Consider the following 17,380-nt stretch of genomic DNA (forward strand, 5'->3'; position numbering starts at 1 on the left):
CCCCAGCGAGAACGAGATCACGTACTACGCTGAAGTCGAAACACCCACTCACCAGCCGATGACATTCGCAGAGGCGCGAACAGAGCCGGCACGGCACATCAGCCGGTCCGCGATGCTGGTGAGGCGATTGGAGGTGCGACCTTGTCGTTTGCAAGCGAGTCCACCCTCACCTACCAGTCACGCGTCGGCGGGGGACGTCTGAACGGCACCATCCGCGCGCTTCTCACTCTCACTGTGCTCGTCAACCTGGTCTACTTCGGCGCGCTCCTGCGTCCTGGCGACCCTGCCTCCGCGCTGGTCAATATAGGGCTGTCGATTACTGCCCAATGGGTCCCGGTCAGTGTTTTCTGGCTCGTTGCGGTGCGAACGGATTTCTCGCGACCGGAGGTGATCCTCGCCGCGGCCGGAGTGACGTTCAACGCCGCCGGTGACACGTTTTACGCCCTCGCGATGGACTCCTCCGGTGAACTCGCCTCGCCATCGCTTGCCGACCTCGGCTACCTCCTCTACTACCCCCTGACGATGGCTGCCCTGCTGGTGTTGGTCGTGCGCCAGTCGCACGGCTCGATGAAATCCGCGCTCTTCGACGGAGCGGTAGCGTCGCTGGGTGCGGCCGCCGTGCTCGCCGTCGTCCTCGGCCCGGTCTTCACAGACGCAACGACGGTCGCTGCCCCGCTCAACGGCGCCATCGCCGCCCTGTACCCCCTCTTCGACCTCCTCCTGATCACCGTTGTCGTGGCCATCTCCGCGTCACCGGCCCTAAGAATCGGACCTCGATGGCAGTTCCTCGTCCTCGGGTTCCTTCTGTTCGCGGGAGCGGACATCGCCTATGCCCTCCTGACACACACGGGCGGATACACCACCGGCACCCCGCTCGACGCCGCGTGGACCGCCGCGATCGCCTGTGCGGCGATCTGGGTGGACGGGGTTACTCGGCTCGCACCCGACCCCCGCCCCACCACCTCGCGCGTGCGAATTCTTCCCGTCCCGGCCCTGGCCGTCCTGGCCGGCCTGGGCGTGCTGCTCTTCGCCACCCAGAACCGTGCGCCCGCGATCGCGTTGGTGCTGGCCGCTGCCACGGTCGCTCTGGCCGCATTCACGGTGATGTCGCGCCACGCGACACTCGCCCGCCTGTTGGAGAGCCAAGAGCACCTGGTACGCCAGCTGAAGAAGCTGGACAAGTCGAAGAACGACGTGATCCATACCGTCAGCCATGAGATGCGGACGCCATTGACCTCGATACTGGGCTATCTCGACCTGGTGCTCGATGACGACGAAGCGCAGCTGCCCCCGGTCACGAAGAACAGGCTGTCGGTGATCGAGCGCAGCGCACGCCGTCTTCAGGACCTCGCGGGCGACATGCTGGTTCTCGAACGGTTCGATTCCGTCGGTGTTGCCCCGAATATCTTGTGCTTCGAGATCGGGCCGATGCTGCACCGAGTCGAGGAATCGCTGCGACCCCTCTCCGACTCTCGAAACGTGAGCCTGCGGATAGGCGGCGCTGTCACGACATTCGTCGAGGGTGATGAGGACCAGCTCGAACAGGCGTTCACGAACGTGATCGAAAATGCGGTGAAGTTCACGCCGACATCGGGGCGCGTCGACGTCGAGGTGATGCCGGCCAGAGCGCCGAACGGCACTCGGAGCGTCACGATCGACGTCACCGACACGGGGATGGGCATCCCGGCGGACGAGATCCCGCTCGTTTTCGACCGCTTCTTCCGAGCGACGAATGCTCAGAACGAAGCGGTGCAGGGAACGGGCCTGGGACTCGCCATCGCCCGCGAGATCGTCCGCGCACATGGAGGCGACATCTCCCTGTCGTCGGCTCTCGGCGAGGGAACGGCTCTCCGCATCGAACTCCCCACGCGGGCAAGCGCGAAAGTAAAAGGCTGACGCCCGCGTCCAACGAGCATTGAGCTTTCGTGGCGGAGAATGGGGTGTGACACTTTTCGTAGACAGTCGTTATGAGGAAGGAACGACAGGACGAGATGTCTACGAATCGAAGGAAGTTCACCGCGGACTTCAAGGCTGACGCGGTCCAGCTCGTAGTGGTCGGGAATCGGCCGATCGCGCAGGTCGCTCGCGAGCTCGAGATCAACGAGAGCTCGCTGGGTACTGGGTCAAGACGTACCGCGAGCAGCACCCTGACCCGGCGTCCGCGCCGGCGCCGGTGGAAGCGGCGCGGATCGTGTTGCTGGAGGCGGAGAACCGGCGGTTGGCGGACCTGACTCGTGCCTCTTTTTCGTGTCCCCCAGATAGCCGACAGATTTCTTAGGTGGCTTTCGGGACACTTGATTGTCGATGGAGCAGGAGGCTCAGTTGAAACTGAGACGGGCATTGGGTTGGACGCTGAGTGTCAGCGGGGCGGCCGCTCTATTGGTATTGCTCACGGTGGTGTCGCTCATCTACCGCAACCCCGCGAATAATTGCCTCTACGCGCAGGCGCCGGAAGGCGCTCTCGTCTCCGAGGCGGCACAACCATCCGGTCGACTCAGCTGGATTCCGCTAGGACTGGAGTGCACGTTCCCGGCAGCGACCGGCGGAACTATTGCTGTTCCTCCGGACCCCTCCTTGACTCTGGGTGCCATCGGATTCTTCGCACTCTTCGGTGTGGGCCTCCTCCTTCTAATTCCGATCCCCCCTAAGCCTCGATCCACCCATGCGGCTGGGTTCTGGGCGAGCGTCGTGACGTAGAAATGCCCCTCAGATCAGGGAGAATAGTGATTATCTAGGCCACTGTTCAAACGATCCGAGAGGCATCTCGTAGATGCAATTCAAGCATGCTCCTGCCGCGGTGTCCGCGGTCTTCGATGATCCGAATCTCGTGTCTTCTGCGGGGCTGGTCCCGATGCTTCGGCTGGCCAGGTCGGCGGGGCTCGACGAGCTCGCGCACGGCCGGCTGTGCGTACCGACGGGCAAAGGGCGCGAACGCGGGCTCGAAGGCGATGGCGCTGGTCGCTGGGATGCTCGCCGGGGCGGATTCGATCGACGGCGCCGTATCGAGACCGAGATCCACGGTCTCATGCAGATGCAGGGGTGATGCCCCTCGGTCTCACCGGTTCTCAGAGTGTTCTCACGTCAGACTTCTGCCGCGTTCAGGGCCTAGATCACGCAGATTAGGGCGGTGTTGCGGCACGGTCGATTCGAGGACGCCGATGCAGAGCACAAACCCAAGTCAGACATGAGAACAACTCGGCACGTCCGGACCGGCGTCAACACGGTTGAAACGAGCCGAACCGGGCCGAAAAAGTACTTGAAACTGGCGGAGACCCTGACCTACCCGTGGGCCGTTCGGATCAGTTGAGTCGGATTCGATTCGTGGCAGAAACGTGGCACGTTCGACGACACGGTTGCGGGCTCGATCGCGCCCAAAGGGCCGATCCCACTAATCCTCAGTCGCCTCGATCATCATGTCGACGGCTTCGATCATGCGGTACCGATCGCGCAGGATGTCGAGGATGTCCTCTGCGGTCATCGCAGGACCGTGGCGCCCGGAACGTCGCGCAATCTCTTGGATGGCGCCCAGGGCGTTGGTCGGGTTGAGCGCAACGGTGTTCTTCGCGAACTCCCGCGCGGTCAGCACTTGGATGCCCATCGGAAGCTTGTCCTGCGGAAAGTGCTTCGTGTTCTCGGTGACGATCGCGCCGGCTCCCGCGATGACGGCCGCGGCGACGACATGCTCGTCGTCTGGATCCGGAAGACCGTACGTCCCTTCCAGTGGCTCCCAGCCTTCGACCGCGGCATCGGCGAACTCGCGACGCATCGCGGCGACGAGCGTCACCGCACGCCGGGCCGCCTCTCCCGCCGACGCTCCCCGCCTGAAGAGCTTGGCCTCCTCGTGGAACTCGAGCTCCTCGAGGATCACGGAACTCCAGGTTGGACGGTAGGCGCCCTCGATTGCGAGGGAAAGCAGAAAGTCGCGTTGCAAACTCGGCCACAGCACGCTGGTGTCGAGGGTCGCCGTGAACACAACCCCATCTTGTCAGCCGGGTGTGATCACTTCCGGGCAGCTCGCGTCACTGCTACCGCCTTCCTCGCCTCCCTCAGGTCCTCCAGCGCCCGCTCGACGTTGTCTTCATCAACGCCGTCGCGGGTCGCCGCTAAGACGTCATACTGACGCTCCCGACGGCGCTCGCGATAGTCGAGCAAATCTGCGAGAAGCACTCGACGATGCGTTCCGACCCTCTCGAACGGGATCTCATCCTCGTCGAGGAGCTTCACAACAGTCGGGCGACTGACGTTGAGCAGGTCGGCCGCCTGCTGCGTCGTCAGACGGGTCGTGTGCGGCACCACCGAGACTGCGAGCCCGCTCCGCATCGCATCCACCACTTTCCGGAGCGCCAAGTAGACCTCTTCCGGAAGCTCCACCTGATCCCCCGGCCGAGTACCCGCGAGGAAGTAGCGCGGCTCTGGAGCGACTCGACCCGCAGCCTCATGAGCCGCGAGAAAGTCCATGATGGGAGCCAGTTCATTGGCCCCGCTCGGGAGATACGTCTCCTCAACGGCTGTAGCGCGAGACACCAGAATCACCTCAATACACGTGAACGCAAGAGTTTGCGTTTTCTGCGATTACGTTATCACGCAGCGCTGACAGGTACGACGCATGGCTGAGCCGGCTCACAAGACTCCAAGTCTGGTGAGCGCGTAGCTCCACGCAATCTGCTCCTGCTCGAGGCGAATGTTGCCCTCGGCGCTCAGCGCCTGGAGCGTTGCGCGTTCGGCGGGCGTGAGTCGCTCGAATACGCCGACATTCGGGTCCGGGTCGAGCCCCCAGAGATCACGGTGCGCAAACAGGGTCACGGCATCCATCAACGCCGACTTTGCCTCCACTCCCCTGGCACGAAGTCGGTTGAGGATGGCGAAGCCAGGCGAATCCAGGTCACCCCAGTACGTGACCGTCCGCGCCCAAGGGAGCGGCTCGGAGGTCAGGGGACCGAGGGGTTCGCGCTCTCGATCCCACGTCCGGCGCCCCGCAAGCGCGTCCTTGCAAAGGCCAGCATGATCAGACAGCGCAGCGCCGACCAGCTCAGCCGGACGATCTGCCCAAGCCACCGAGTACCGCGATCTCGGCAAGAGTGGCAGTTCCGTGGCAGAAGAGCCCGGAAACACCGCTCGATCAGGGTTTTGTGGCGGAGACGGAGGGATTTGAAATCGCGCGGATGGCAAACGTGCTGATCGAAACCGCATGAATCCGCGGCTGCTGATGTCGAGTTCTGCCGGTTCGGTCAGGTCGATGGGGTTCGATTCGTGGCGGAAACGTGGCGGCCACAAAGCTGCCAGTAACCGGTCAGATCCATAGTCGCTCGACCGGCACGGAGTGGATGCGATCGTCAAGTTCGTATCCGATGGTTCCTAGGTGGAAGGCGATCCCAGCAATGAAGGCAGAGCCGAGTCGCTCCCTAAGTTTGCGCATTGGAGCGACCTGCTTGCCATCGACGTGGTCACCGGCCTTCACCTCGATTGCGATAACGGCGCCATCACTGCGTTCGAGCACGAGGTCGACCTCGTCGTTGTCGCGGGTACGCCAGTGACCCGCCGTCACCACATCATCGAGCCATGTCACCTGGCGGAGCACCTCCTGCACAACGAACGACTCCAGCAGGTGCCCGAACTCAGTCAGCGCGGACGGGTCTCGGCGTTCGAGTTTGCTCTCACTGAGGCGCAGCAGCACGGCACCAATCCCGGAATCGACGACGTGAATCTTCGGCGCCGCGACGCTGCGCGAAGAGACAGTCATCCCCCACGCGGGAAGTGTGCTGATCAAGAAGAGGGACTCGAGAAGCGCGACGTAGGAGCTGATGGTGGTCCGGGACGCGTCCAGCCCTTGAGCGATCTTGCTTAGGTTGAGCAAACCAGCGGTCTGGGATGCAACGCGCGTAAGCACCTGCGGCAAGTCGGCCTTACGGGAGATGCGGCGCAGCTCTCCGGCATCCTTCTCGAGAGATTGTCGGATGTGCCCTTGCACCCATCTGTCACGCGCGGGGATCGACGGAGCGGCAAGCGCCAGCGGCATTCCACCCTGCATCACCCGCCGGACGTAGTCGAGCCGGCCCGCCGCGCCTGCCCGAGGGCTGTGCCGAATCTCGCCCGCGAAAGCCCGTTCGACGAAATGGTTATCCGTGGCATCGATCTCAGTCTGGGTGAATGGCATCACCGCGAGACGCTGGAGCCGGCCAGTGAGTGCCTGGGTACCCGCCGGCAAGGAGTCGTAGCTCGCCGATCCGGCAAGCACGAACATGCCCGGGTGCGTCTCTCTGTTCAGCCGAGCCTTGATGGCATCGAGGAGCTCGGGCGCCTTCTGGTACTCATCGATCAGCACCGGCAACGCCTCGCCCGTCACCGCAGTCGGCGAGACCTGCACCAAACGCAGGTACTCCCGTTCGTCGAGATCGAAGATCGGCGCGCCCGTCTGGGTCGCGAGTTCAGCGAGCAGAGTCGACTTCCCGACGCTGCGGGGACCTTCCAGAAGGAGCACCGGCGTCTCGTCGACGCGTTGCCGAACGACCGGACTCAGTCGTCGCGCGATGAACTTGCTCACTCACGAAGCGTACACCGAGACTGGCGTTCAGCCGAATCGATAACTGACATATGGCCGCATGTTATCGTGGCATTCAGCCGAACAGCCCGAGGCCGTGTGCGAGTGGATGTCATCGCGTTCGAAGATGTGCCCCAGAACGGAGTCGAGTTCAGCGTTCATCAGCGGCCGCCATGACGATCACGAGGCCAATACACGCCGTCAACAGCTTGCATTGGCACGCGCATCCGACAGCCCACTCGGGATCGAGAGAACAAACACCTTCGTCCGAGGTCAGGGGACGCGGATGCCGGCATCCGCGAGCGCGTCGCGGGCACGGCCCCAGCGGCGGTCATCCGAGAAGAGCTGCCACGGGGCAACGAGGCCCTCCTCGTGGACGAGGTCACGGAATCGCCGGAACGCGCCGCTGCCCTCGATCGCGTGGGTGAGTCGGTCGCGGAGCGCACGATCGCGTTGACGGAGCGCAAACTCCTGCATGTCCTCCCACGCATCCGGCGATCCGGTGCGCTCGAGCCAGACCCACTGGTCGGGTTCTGCGTCGACGTCGATGGCGGCATCCTCCCCCACCAGCGCCGGGTCGGTGAGGTCACCGCTGTAGACCTCACCGGTCAGGATGTCGATGTAGACCGTGCTCGACTCACCCAGATCCCCTTCCAGGAGCATGCTGAGCGCGTCGAGATCGACCGGGGCAGTTCGGGCCGTCGGTGGCTCGCGCCGCAGCAGCGCCAACAGGTCTTCCGCCAACACCCCGTCGCCAGGGCCGCTCCGCCACGTGAGCCGGTTGATCACCGAGAGCGCCACCGCCTCCGCCTGCAGTCGTCGACTGCGTAGCGCCATCGCCATTCCGGAGCCGAGTTGCTGGAGCGCGTCATCGATCTCCCTCCCGGTGAGCGCGTCGAGGAAACCGGCTGAATCACCTGCAGCGACGGCCGCACGCACGGCCCGCACATCGAGTTCCGGGACAGCGCCCCCAGCGGGCCACTGATTCGTCCCCATGGGATGGAGAACGCTTGGCTGCTCTGGCGTAGGCGTTTCGCCGTCGTCACTTGCCCAGTTTCTGCCGTACTGGTCAGGGATACTCCCCCATCCCCAGTAGGGCAACGGCTTGTCCGGCACGATCCCGAGCTCGTCGAGCGGGTCGATTTTGCGCTCACCGACCACGCATCGGTGCACCCAGTTGTCGCCGAGATCGAACGTGTACTGGAACTCGGCACCGAGTGACAGGAACCGTCCCACCTTCACCGACGCGATATCCAGCGCGGCCACGACTGGCCCGAAGGAACTGGATGCCATCTCCTGCCCGGTCTCGCCATCGGTGAGCACGCGACCATCGGCAAGCGTGAACACCTGGAGGTGCGCGCGATCCCACCGCGCGAACGCGTCATCGATCGCATCCGCCAGATCGCTGAACGTGTGCGAGGGTGCCACTGCGAACACCCGACCCGGCCACGGCCACAACTCCTCACCCCGCCCACCCAGAAGCTCCACCGTCACCGACAGCCACGTACGCGCCATGAATCGAGCATGACACGGCACGCAATCAGCGGCAGCGGCTCTTCCGCGTCTCGTCGCTCGCGGCGTTGCGCCGCACCCGGAGACGGAGGGATTCCGCCTACCGGTCTCGAGACCGAGGCGCGCGTACCCTCCGTCTCCTTCGTGGCAGATTCGTGGCACAACGCACACGACTGAGCGATCTGCTCGCCACCAGGCTGACAGCCCCCACAATGTGTACGACATGAGGGTGCGCGTGAGAACTTAGGCTGATCAGGGATTCATTTCTGCCACGATTTGCCATGAAGCGAACCGGGCCGAAACGGGCTCACCTGATCGAAACGAGCCCACCTGAGCGGAGACGGAGGGATTTGAACCCTCGGACCCCGTGAGGGGTCTCCACCTTAGCAGGGTGGTGCACTAGGCCGGACTATGCGACGTCTCCCAGGCATTCCGACGCGGACGTCCGCGAATGCACTCGGCAATACTAACCCGAACGTGCGCCTCATCACGAAGCGAGGCGCACCTCGGTCAGCGGACGTTGCCGTTCGAGCAGGTCTCCTGCGCCGCCGTCTGGCCAGTGACTGCGGGCGGCAGAGCGATCGCTTCCTCGGAAGGATCAACCGGCGTGCCCGGAGTCGCGGCTTCCGTTGGCTCGGCCGGGTCGGTGGGCGCGGGCGTCTCGACGATCACGCCGTCGCCCTGACCCGATTTGCCCGTGAGCTGCAGAGGTCGGTTGGTTTCGAGCGCCGCCCACAGGGAGTCCGCGGCAGTGTAGTTCGGGACGACCTTGTCGGGATCGGCGGCGTCGCCGTTCACCGGATAAGAGATGAAGACAATCTCGTCGAACGGAACATTCTTGACCGCGAGCGCGATCTGCGTGAGGGTCAACGGGTTGCGGAGCGTCTGACTCGGGGTGACGTTGGAGAGGGCTGTCGTCGCGAGCCCGAACAGCGTCGTCGGGTTCGACAGCACTTCTTCACTGACGAGCTTGCGGGCCAGCCGCGACATGTACTGCTGTTGGTTCGAGATGCGCCCGAGATCTCCGCCGTTGCCGACGCCGTGCCGGGTGCGCAGGAACTGCAGCGCCTCAAGTCCGACGAGGGACTTGTTGCCCTCGGGCCAGTCGATGCCGGTGTAGGGGTCCTTGATGCCGTTGGCGATACACACCTCGACGCCGCCGACAGCGTTGGTGATCTCGATCACACCGCCCCACGTGACAGCGGCCGCAAAGGGGATGTTCTGACCCGTCAGCTCCGAGATCGTCTTGACGGCACAGGACAAGCCGCCATAGGAGAACGTCGAGTTCAGCGGCTGCTTCGTCATCGCGGAAGTCGTGCGACCTGTATCGGGGTCCGTGCACTCCGGGATCGGGATCATCAGGTCGCGCGGAAAGCTGATCACCGTGACGCGACGGGGCTCGTCGGAAATGTGTATGAGCATGTTCACATCGTTGAGTTCGCCGCCGGCATCCGCCCCCGTGCAACGGTCGCCGAAGTACGCGGCGTAGTCGGGCTCACACGCATCCGTGCCCGCGACAAACAGATTGACGCCACCTTCGATCTCGCCGATGTCGGGCGGAACGGACTCCTGCCCTTCGAGTTCGACGGCGCTCGCCGAGAAGTCCGCGACAGCCGTGTAGGTCGTGTAACCGATGACCCCGACCCCGCTTACGAGGACGACCGCGAGCGCGACCGCGACAAATCGCGCGATCTGCCCACCGACGCTCGGGGACGAGAGGTTGCCGTGACGCGCGACGGTCTTGCGTCGCTTCGCGTCCTGCCTTTTCGAGGCCTCGGTCGTCTCGCTCACTCGCGTCCTTTCGGCGGTCGGGTCCGCCGGGTAATTATGCGGAGGGTGTGGGATTCGAACCCACGGGACATTGCTGCCCACTGGTTTTCAAGACCAGGTCCATCGGCCGCTCGGACAACCCTCCCGGCGAAGAGCCTCAGCACTTCGTCGACAGGCACCGAGTGTACTCGACAGACAGTTGCGGCTTATTTTCGCAGGAAGTGCTGGCAAGGCCCTGAAAGCGGATGCCTCGGCGCGGCGGAACGGGATTGACCCGGGTCCGCGGCACCATCACCGGGGCTACAGGCGGCGGAGGATGTCCGAGACGCCGCCTTCTTGCACCGAGAGCGTGATCTCGCCCGCGGCATCCAGAACCTCTTGGGGGCCCTGAGCCATCGCGATCGCACGACCGCCCTTTTCGAGCGCCCAGCGGAACATGCCGACGTCGTTGCGACCGTCGCCCATCACAAGCACCCGGTCGGGGGGAATGTCGAGCCACCGGCGCACGAGCTCGAGCGCGGTGCCCTTATCGACTCCCTGCGGTGCGATGTCGAGCCAGGCGGTCCAGCCGATCGCGTACGACACCTGGGTGAGACCGATCTCGTCGACGAGGCGCAGGAAGTCACCCTCGGCGTGCTCGGGCGACACGACGACGACACGCGAAACGGGGTGCTTGCCGAGCTCCTCGAACGGCACGCGGTGCGCCGCGAGCAGGTTCCAGTCCTCGAGATAGTCGGTGTAGTACCGCTCACCACCGGGAAGCTCCACCAGGTACTTCGCATCGGGCAGGTGTTGCCGCAGCAGCGTCAGCACCTCGGTCGCATCGAACGTCTCGGTGTGTACACGCTCGTAGTGCACCTGTCCGGTGTCACGGCGCTGCAGCACAACGGCGCCGTTCGAGCACACGACGTACTCGGGATCGAGTTCGAGCACGCGCAGGATGCCTCGGGTGCCTTCCCAGCTGCGCCCCGTCGCGAGCATGACCTCGTTGCCCGCCGCACGGGCGTCGGCGACGGCCTCGACGATCCCGGGGCTGAGGGTTTCGTCTTCGAGCAGGATCGTGCCGTCGATATCGAGCACGATCAGCAACGGAAGGGTCGTGACCTCGGGGTCGGCGGAGTCGTGGGCGACGTGCTCGATGATCTCGGCGGCTTCGTCGCGCTCGACGACCTCGACCTCCCCGGTGTCGGGGATGCGGGCGTCCACGTCGTCGCTGCTCGCGTCGTGAGCTTCGATCACGCGATCGGCTCCAGGACCTCGAGCCCACCCAGGTACGGGCGGAGCGGCTCGGGCACCCATACCGCACCGTCGGCACGCTGGTGCGTCTCGAGTAACGCCACGATCCAGCGGGTGGTCGCGAGCGTCCCGTTCAGCGTCGCAACCGGCTGCGTGCGTCCGCCGTCGGGGCGGTGACGGATGTCGAGGCGACGTGACTGGTACGTCGTGCAGTTACTCGTCGAGGTCAGTTCGCGATAGGCATCCTGCGTCGGAATCCACGCCTCGATGTCGAACTTGCGCGCCGCGGAAGAGCCGAGGTCGCCGGCCGCTACATCGATGACGCGGTACGTCAGCCCGAGCTTGCCGAGCATCTCTTCCTGCCAGCCCAGCAGACGCTCGTGTTCGGCCTCGGCCTCTTCGGGCGTCGTGTAGACGAACATCTCCAGCTTGTTGAACTGGTGCACACGGATGATGCCGCGGGTGTCCTTGCCGTGTGACCCGGCCTCGCGCCGATAGCAGGTCGACCATCCGGCGTACCGCAGAGGACCATCCGTCAGGTCGAGGATCTCGTCCTTGTGGTACCCGGCGAGCGCGACCTCGCTCGTGCCCGTCAGATACAGGTCGTCGTCGGGCAGGTGGTAGACCTCGTCCGAGTGTTCGCCGAGGAACCCCGTGCCGCGCATGATCTCGGGGCGGACGAGCGTCGGGGTGATGAGTGGCACGAACCCGGCCTCGAGGGCCGAGTTCAGGGCCAGATTCATGAGCGCGATCTCGAGGCGCGCGCCGATGCCCGTCAAAAAGTAGAAGCGTGCACCCGAGACCTTGGCCCCGCGCTCCATGTCGATGGCACCGAGCATCTCGCCGAGCTCGAGGTGATCGCGAGGCGTGAAGTCGAAGGTCGGGATCTCGCCGACACGGCGAATCTCGACGAAGTCGGCCTCGCCACCCGCGGGCACCCCGTCGATGATGATGTTCTCGATCTTGGCAAAGGCGGCATCCGCGGCCTCTTCCGCAACGGCGACGGCGGCCTGCGCCTGCTTGACACGGTCGGCCAGGCCTTTGGCCTCCGCGACGAGCGCAGCCTTCTCGTCCTTCGGCGCCTTGGCGACGTCCTTGCCGAACGCGTTCTGTGCGGCACGCAGCTCTTCGAACGCGGTGATCGCGGCGCGACGCTCGCGATCCGCGACGAGCGCGACGTCCACGGTTTCGGGCGAGTGCCCGCGGGCGACCTGGGAGCGAGTGACGAGGTCGGGGGCGTCGCGAAGAAGCACGGGGTCGATCATCCGTCAAGTCTAGTTGCGCGAATACCACGCGATCCCCGGCGTGGCGCCCGCGGAGCCTAGGGTGGGGAACATGACTGCGGCCTCATCCCCTCCCCCCGACGACGCCGCGGAGACGCCGGACGACGCGCCCGTGAATACCGAGGTGCCGGACGACGCGAAGAGCCTCGATGACGTCGATGGACTGCCGGAGGGCTTCGACGACGACTCGGAGCCGGTGGACGGCCCGGAGAACGAGCCCGACCCCGAAGAAGCGGCAAAACCCGACGGCGTCATCCGCGAACCCGAGGACGTCGAGCCCGACACGACGGACGGCGAGACCGGAGAAGCTCGCCAGGTCACGCCCGAGGGTGAGACGACCACGATGGATGCCGAGGACCCGCGTCCGAAGAAGCGCGCCGCGCTCGTCTACAACCCCATCAAGGTCGACAAGGACCGGCTCCGTGACCAGGTGACGCGGCTTTCCGCGGAAGCCGATTGGGCCGAGCCCCTGTTCTTCGAGACGACCGTCGACGACCTCGGCGATGACGTCACCCGGCAGGCCCTCGCCGAGGGCGTCGACGCCGTGATGGTCGCGGGCGGCGACGGCACGGTGCGTGCAGTGTCCGAGGCCATGTCGGGTACCGGAGTCGCCCTCACCATCGTGCCGAGCGGCACGGGCAACCTTCTTGCGCGCAACCTCGGCCTGCCCCTCGGGGACTCCGAGCCCATGGTGGCGGCGACCTTCACCGGCACGACGCATCCGGTCGACATCGGATTCGCCGACATCCGCCGGGTCGACGGCAGCCGCGAACGCCATGCGTTCGTCGTGATGGCTGGGATCGGGCTGGATGCCGCGATGATCGCCAACACCAACTCGCAGCTGAAGAAGACCGTCGGCTGGGTCGCGTATGTCGACGGTGCGGCGCGCTCGCTCGCCACCGCCAAGCCCTTCCGCGTGATGTACCAGATGGAGAGCGGCCGCCTGCACGCCGCCAAGGTGCAGAGCGTACTGTTCGCGAATTGCGGCGCCCTTCCCGCTGGCATCGCGCTGATTCCGGAGGCGTCCATCGTCGACGGATTGCTGGACGTCGCTGTCATCCAGCCTTCCGGATGGTTCGGATGGCTGGGCGTCTGGCGCAAGGTCTGGTGGGACAACAGCGTGCTCCGCCGATTCCGCGCCGGTCGTCGCGTGCTCGAGCGCCGAGGTCGCAACAGCTCGGTGCGCTTCCTGCAGGGCGAGGGCATCGAGCTGGCGACATCGCCCGCCCAGCCGATCGAGCTCGATGGAGACGAACTCGGCGAAGCCGTACGCATCCGCTGCACCATCGAACAGGGCGGCCTGAGCATCGTCGTGCCCCAGGGCCACGACACGTCCGACTTCTGACGATGACATCCGCATCGCTCGTCTGGTTCCGCGACGACCTCCGCATCGCCGATAACCCCGCCCTGCGCGCGGCGATGGATCGGGGCGGGCCGATTATCGCTCTCTACGTGCTCGATGAGGTCTCGGACGGCATCCGTCCCCTCGGTGGCGCCGCGCGCTGGTGGTTGCACGGCAGCCTCACGTCACTCGGCGAGAGTCTGCGCGAGCTCGGCGTTCAGCTGGTTCTGCGGCGCGGACCGGCGGGGCGCGAGGTGCGTCACGCGGTGACGGATGCCTCGGCAGGCGCCGTCTTCTGGAACCGCCGCTACGGGGGCGCCGAGCGCGAGATCGACGCCTCGCTCAAGTCGAGTCTGCGCGACGACGACGTGACCGTGGAGTCGTTCGGGGCCTCGCTGCTGTTCGAACCATGGACCGTCCGCACCGGCGCCGGTCAGCCGTACTCCGTCTTCACACCGTTCTGGCGGGCATGCCGTAACCTTCCGGCACCGCGCGCATCGTTGCCCGCTCCGCGCGAGCTCACCGGGACCGCCGATATCGACAGCGATGCGCTGGACGATTGGGCCCTGCTTCCGACCGATCCCGACTGGGCCGAGGGCCTGCGCGATACGTGGGAACCGGGCGAGCCCGCCGCACGCGCTCGGCTGACCGAGTTCTTGCGCGATGACCTCGACGACTACGACCGGGCGCGGGACGAACCCGCCGCGGGCGTGACGTCCGGACTGTCGCCGCGTCTGCGCTGGGGCGAGATCAGCCCCTACGAGGTGTGGCATGCGACGGTCACCCGCACAGAGGGTGCGAGCGGGCCGCAGGCCGCCGCGGCTCAGCGATTCCTGTCCGAGATCGGATGGCGCGAGTTCGCCGCGCACGTGCTGTTCCACAACCCCGACCTGGCGACCGTGAACCTGCGCCGCGAGTTCGACGAGTTCCCCTGGCCCCGACTGAAGCCTTCCGCGCTGAAGACGTGGCAGCAGGGGCGCACCGGAATCGCTCTGGTGGACGCCGGCATGAAAGAGCTCTGGCACACCGGCATCATGCACAACCGGGTGCGCATGGTGACCGCGTCGTTCTTGATCAAGAACCTGCTGATCGACTGGCGCCACGGCGAAGAATGGTTCTGGGACACCCTGGTCGACGCGGATGGCGCGAGCAACCCCTTCAACTGGCAGTGGGTGGCCGGATCCGGTGCGGACGCAGCGCCCTACTTCCGGGTCTTCAACCCCGAGCTACAGGCGAAGAAGTTCGACCCCCACGGCGAGTACATCGGGCGATGGGCGCCGGAGTACGGGCGTGGGCGAGCGCCCGAACCGATCGTCGACCTCGGCGAAACCCGCAAGGCCGCGCTCGACGCATACGAACGGATGCGGCGGAGCTAGGTCGTGCGGCGGACCCTTCGACAAGCTCAGGGGCCGTCGCCTCCCGGTCAACTGAGCCTGTCGAAGCGACCCGCCCGATCTCGATCGCCGAGCCTGTCGAAGCGACCCGCCCGATCTCACGGGAATGCGGAGCCCGCCCCTCGCGGTTAAACACCGTGATGACTTCTCACGCAGCCCCCACCCTGTCGGTTCTCGACCTCGTGCCCGTTCGCGCGGGCCAGAACAGCGCGCAAGCGGTCGCGGCATCCCTCGACCTCGCCGTTCATGCCGACCGGTTGGGATATCGGCGCTACTGGTTCGCCGAGCACCACAACATGCCCGCCGTCGCGTCGACCACCCCGCCCGTGCTGATCGCGGCCGCCGCGTCGCGCACCGAACGCATCCGGGTCGGCTCAGGCGGTGTCATGCTGCCGAATCACGCGCCACTCATCGTCGCGGAGCAGTTCGCGGCGCTCGAGGCCATCGCGCCCGGTCGCATCGATCTCGGCATCGGCCGCGCGCCGGGCAGCGACCCCGTCATCACGCAGCTGCTCCGCCAGTCCGGGGCGACGAGCGACGTCGACCGCTTTCCCGACCACATTCGCGACATCCTGGCGATGAGTTCGCCCGGCGGCGCGACGCTCCGCTTCACCAGCGGAGGCGAATACACGGTGCACGCGACGCCCGCGGCTTCCGCCTCGCCCGAGGTGTGGCTGCTCGGTTCGAGCGACTACTCGGCGCAGCTCGCAGCCTCGCTCGGCCTGCCGTACGTCTTCGCCAACCACTTTTCGGGTGAGGGCCTCGAGCGCGCTCTGTCGCTGTACCGCGACCAGTACGTGCCGAACGAAGCGCACCCCGAGCCGCGGACACTGCTCACGATCAACGCGGTCGCCGCTCCGACGGCGGAAGAAGCGGATGCTCGAGCCCTCCCGCAACTGCGGATGATGGCGCGACTGCGCACCAACAAGCCCCTCACGCCGCTCGAGACCGTTGAGCAGGCAGAGGCGGCGCAGCGCGACGGCACCGGTGGTCTGTCCGACGGCTTGGCTGTGTCGTTCATGGAAGCCGCCCGGTCACGCTGGCTCATCGGTACCGGCGAGGATGTGGCATCCGGACTCGCGGCGTTTGCCGCGCAGCACGGCGTCGACGAGGTCATGCTGTCACCCGTCGGCGGAGCCTACGACGCGGAGCCGCTTGAGACATCCGAAGGTCGCATCCAAACCCTCGAGCTGATCGCAGAGCAGGTGTCGGCGCCGGTCGTCTGACGCGCCAGCCTGATTCACCCGTCACGAATGGCGGGTTCAGCGCCCAACACCCGCCATATGCGACGGGTGAACCGGATGCCGGGGCTCAGGCGCCGGGTTCGCCGCTGAGCAGGCCGCGCAACCAGTCGCGGGCCTCGACGAAGATGTCGTCGGAGTACCGGTCGGGGTAGCGCACGACGACGCGGTCGGCGCGCGGATACGAGCCGAGGAAGATCACCTTGGGGCTGAAGCGGCGAAGCCCCAGTAGTGCGTCGGCCATCCGCTCATCCTGGATGTGTCCGTCGGCGTCGATGACAAAGCGGTAGCGACCGAGGGCATCGCCGATCGGGCGCGACGCGAGCAGGCTCAGGTTGATGCCGCGGGTCGCGAACTGCTCCAGCAACTCGAGCAGCGCACCGGGGTAGTCCTTCGGAAGCTCGACGATCAGCGAGGTCTTGTCGGCCCCGGTCGGTGGGGTGGGCGCGACCGTCCGCCCGACGAGGACGAAGCGGGTCACGGCATTCGGATTGTCGCCGATATTCTCGGCCAGCACCTCGAGGTCGTGGTGCTCGGTGATGGTCGGGGGCGCGATCGCGGCATCGGCATCGCTCGTGCCATCGAGAAGCCCGATGGCACTGGCCACATTGCTCGCGGCGGGGATGTGCGCGTGGGCCGGCAGCTCGCGCGTCAGCCACTGCAGGCACTGCGCGTAGGCGACCGGATGCCCCGCCACGAGCGACACGTCGGCGAGCGTCGTTCCGGGGCGAGCGACGAGGACGAAGTTCACCGGGACGAGGTACTCGCCGATGATGCGCAGACCGGGGACGGTGGCTAGAGCATCCTGCGTTGTCGAGACGCCGCCATCGATCGAGTTCTCGATGGCGATCATCGCGGCATCCGACCGGCCTTCGACGACATCCGCGAGCGCCTCACCGACGTTGTGCACCGGAACCCACTGGTGACCGCGGGCCTCGGGTACCTGCGCGAGCGCCGCCTCAGTGAACGTGCCGGCGGGCCCGAGGAAGCTGTAGGTGCGGCGGGCGGGTTCGGAGGCGGCTGTCACGAGCACTCAGCCTAGTCCCGCGCGTGCGAAGCCTATT

At 66.0% G+C, this 17,380-nt stretch carries 13 protein-coding genes, 2 tRNA genes and 2 pseudogenes; 6 read left to right on the forward strand and 11 right to left on the reverse strand.

The features are described from left to right. The first annotated feature begins 141 nt into the window (after window positions 1-141). The 3 genes and pseudogenes from ACT9TC_RS06895 to ACT9TC_RS06905 all read left to right on the forward strand — a co-directional run. Window positions 142-1,896, forward strand: coding sequence for a sensor histidine kinase (locus tag ACT9TC_RS06895; RefSeq protein WP_458042630.1), 1,755 nt, complete (start codon window positions 142-144; stop codon window positions 1,894-1,896). A gap of 95 nt (window positions 1,897-1,991) precedes the next feature. Further along, window positions 1,992-2,227: pseudogene (locus tag ACT9TC_RS06900) on the forward strand (transposase); the annotation flags it as partial. A gap of 543 nt (window positions 2,228-2,770) precedes the next feature. Next, window positions 2,771-2,993: pseudogene (locus tag ACT9TC_RS06905) on the forward strand (IS1380 family transposase); the annotation flags it as partial. A gap of 395 nt (window positions 2,994-3,388) precedes the next feature. Here the strand turns inward: ACT9TC_RS06905 and ACT9TC_RS06910 are convergent. The 10 genes from ACT9TC_RS06910 to serS all read right to left on the reverse strand — a co-directional run bounded on the left by ACT9TC_RS06910 (window position 3,389) and on the right by serS (window position 12,321). Continuing rightward, complete coding sequence (locus tag ACT9TC_RS06910) at window positions 3,389-3,973, reverse strand: PIN domain-containing protein (protein WP_458042631.1); 585 nt, start codon at window positions 3,971-3,973, stop codon at window positions 3,389-3,391. Window positions 3,974-3,999: 26 nt separating this feature from the next. Continuing rightward, window positions 4,000-4,458, reverse strand: a complete 459-nt coding sequence (locus ACT9TC_RS06915) for an excisionase family DNA-binding protein (RefSeq protein WP_458042632.1) — start codon at window positions 4,456-4,458, stop codon at window positions 4,000-4,002. 162 nt (window positions 4,459-4,620) lie between these two features. Continuing rightward, window positions 4,621-5,190, reverse strand: a complete 570-nt coding sequence (locus ACT9TC_RS06920; RefSeq protein WP_458042887.1) for a Wadjet anti-phage system protein JetD domain-containing protein — start codon at window positions 5,188-5,190, stop codon at window positions 4,621-4,623. A 100-nt stretch (window positions 5,191-5,290) separates the two neighbouring features. Continuing rightward, window positions 5,291-6,541 (reverse strand): ATP-binding protein, encoded by a 1,251-nt coding sequence (locus tag ACT9TC_RS06925; RefSeq protein ID WP_458042633.1) that lies wholly within the window; start codon window positions 6,539-6,541, stop codon window positions 5,291-5,293. Window positions 6,542-6,811: 270 nt separating this feature from the next. Then, a complete protein-coding gene (locus ACT9TC_RS06930) occupies window positions 6,812-8,053 on the reverse strand; it encodes an IS1096 element passenger TnpR family protein (protein WP_458042634.1) in 1,242 nt (413 codons plus the stop codon). A gap of 332 nt (window positions 8,054-8,385) precedes the next feature. Then, window positions 8,386-8,474, reverse strand: a tRNA-Ser gene (locus ACT9TC_RS06935). An 86-nt stretch (window positions 8,475-8,560) separates the two neighbouring features. Continuing rightward, complete coding sequence (locus ACT9TC_RS06940; protein ID WP_458042635.1) at window positions 8,561-9,922, reverse strand: LCP family protein; 1,362 nt, start codon at window positions 9,920-9,922, stop codon at window positions 8,561-8,563. Further along, a tRNA-Ser gene (locus ACT9TC_RS06945) sits at window positions 9,881-9,965 on the reverse strand. The genes ACT9TC_RS06940 and ACT9TC_RS06945 overlap by 42 nt, the downstream gene beginning before the upstream one ends. A 155-nt stretch (window positions 9,966-10,120) precedes the next feature. Beyond that, entirely contained in the window at window positions 10,121-11,059 is a 939-nt protein-coding gene (locus ACT9TC_RS06950; RefSeq protein WP_458042636.1) for an HAD family hydrolase, read from the reverse strand. Beyond that, a complete protein-coding gene (gene serS / locus ACT9TC_RS06955) occupies window positions 11,056-12,321 on the reverse strand; it encodes a serine--tRNA ligase (RefSeq protein ID WP_458042637.1) in 1,266 nt (421 codons plus the stop codon). Before serS ends, ACT9TC_RS06950 begins: the two co-directional genes overlap by 4 nt. A gap of 70 nt (window positions 12,322-12,391) precedes the next feature. On the opposite strand from serS, the gene ACT9TC_RS06960 reads away from it, so the two are divergent. From ACT9TC_RS06960 to ACT9TC_RS06970, 3 genes are all read left to right on the forward strand, one after another. After that, on the forward strand, window positions 12,392-13,684 hold the full coding sequence (locus ACT9TC_RS06960) for a diacylglycerol kinase family protein (protein ID WP_458042638.1): 1,293 nt from the start codon (window positions 12,392-12,394) through the stop codon (window positions 13,682-13,684). Between the two features lie 2 nt (window positions 13,685-13,686). Next, the gene (locus tag ACT9TC_RS06965; protein ID WP_458042639.1) at window positions 13,687-15,057 is read left to right on the forward strand and encodes a cryptochrome/photolyase family protein; all 1,371 of its coding nucleotides are present in this window, start codon (window positions 13,687-13,689) and stop codon (window positions 15,055-15,057) included. Between the two features lie 158 nt (window positions 15,058-15,215). Then, window positions 15,216-16,301 (forward strand): LLM class flavin-dependent oxidoreductase, encoded by a 1,086-nt coding sequence (locus ACT9TC_RS06970; protein ID WP_458042640.1) that lies wholly within the window; start codon window positions 15,216-15,218, stop codon window positions 16,299-16,301. Window positions 16,302-16,386: 85 nt separating this feature from the next. On the opposite strand, the gene pheA is transcribed toward ACT9TC_RS06970, so the two are convergent. Next, the gene (gene pheA, locus ACT9TC_RS06975) at window positions 16,387-17,343 is read right to left on the reverse strand and encodes a prephenate dehydratase (RefSeq protein ID WP_458042641.1); all 957 of its coding nucleotides are present in this window, start codon (window positions 17,341-17,343) and stop codon (window positions 16,387-16,389) included. Window positions 17,344-17,380: the final 37 nt, after the last annotated feature.

Source organism: Microbacterium sp. HM-570 (assembly GCF_054165885.1).

What these genes read in the sequence shown, in the direction of transcription:
- ACT9TC_RS06915 (WP_458042632.1), bottom strand. Translation starts at nt 4,458, where the DNA reads ATGGACTTTCTCGCGGCTCATGAGGCTGCGGGTCGAGTCGCTCCAGAG.
- ACT9TC_RS06920 (WP_458042887.1), bottom strand. Translation starts at nt 5,190, where the DNA reads ATGCGGTTTCGATCAGCACGTTTGCCATCCGCGCGATTTCAAATCCCT.
- ACT9TC_RS06930 (WP_458042634.1), bottom strand. Translation starts at nt 8,053, where the DNA reads ATGGCGCGTACGTGGCTGTCGGTGACGGTGGAGCTTCTGGGTGGGCGG.
- serS (WP_458042637.1), bottom strand. Translation starts at nt 12,321, where the DNA reads ATGATCGACCCCGTGCTTCTTCGCGACGCCCCCGACCTCGTCACTCGC.
- ACT9TC_RS06960 (WP_458042638.1), top strand. Translation starts at nt 12,392, where the DNA reads ATGACTGCGGCCTCATCCCCTCCCCCCGACGACGCCGCGGAGACGCCG.
- ACT9TC_RS06965 (WP_458042639.1), top strand. Translation starts at nt 13,687, where the DNA reads ATGACATCCGCATCGCTCGTCTGGTTCCGCGACGACCTCCGCATCGCC.
- ACT9TC_RS06970 (WP_458042640.1), top strand. Translation starts at nt 15,216, where the DNA reads ATGACTTCTCACGCAGCCCCCACCCTGTCGGTTCTCGACCTCGTGCCC.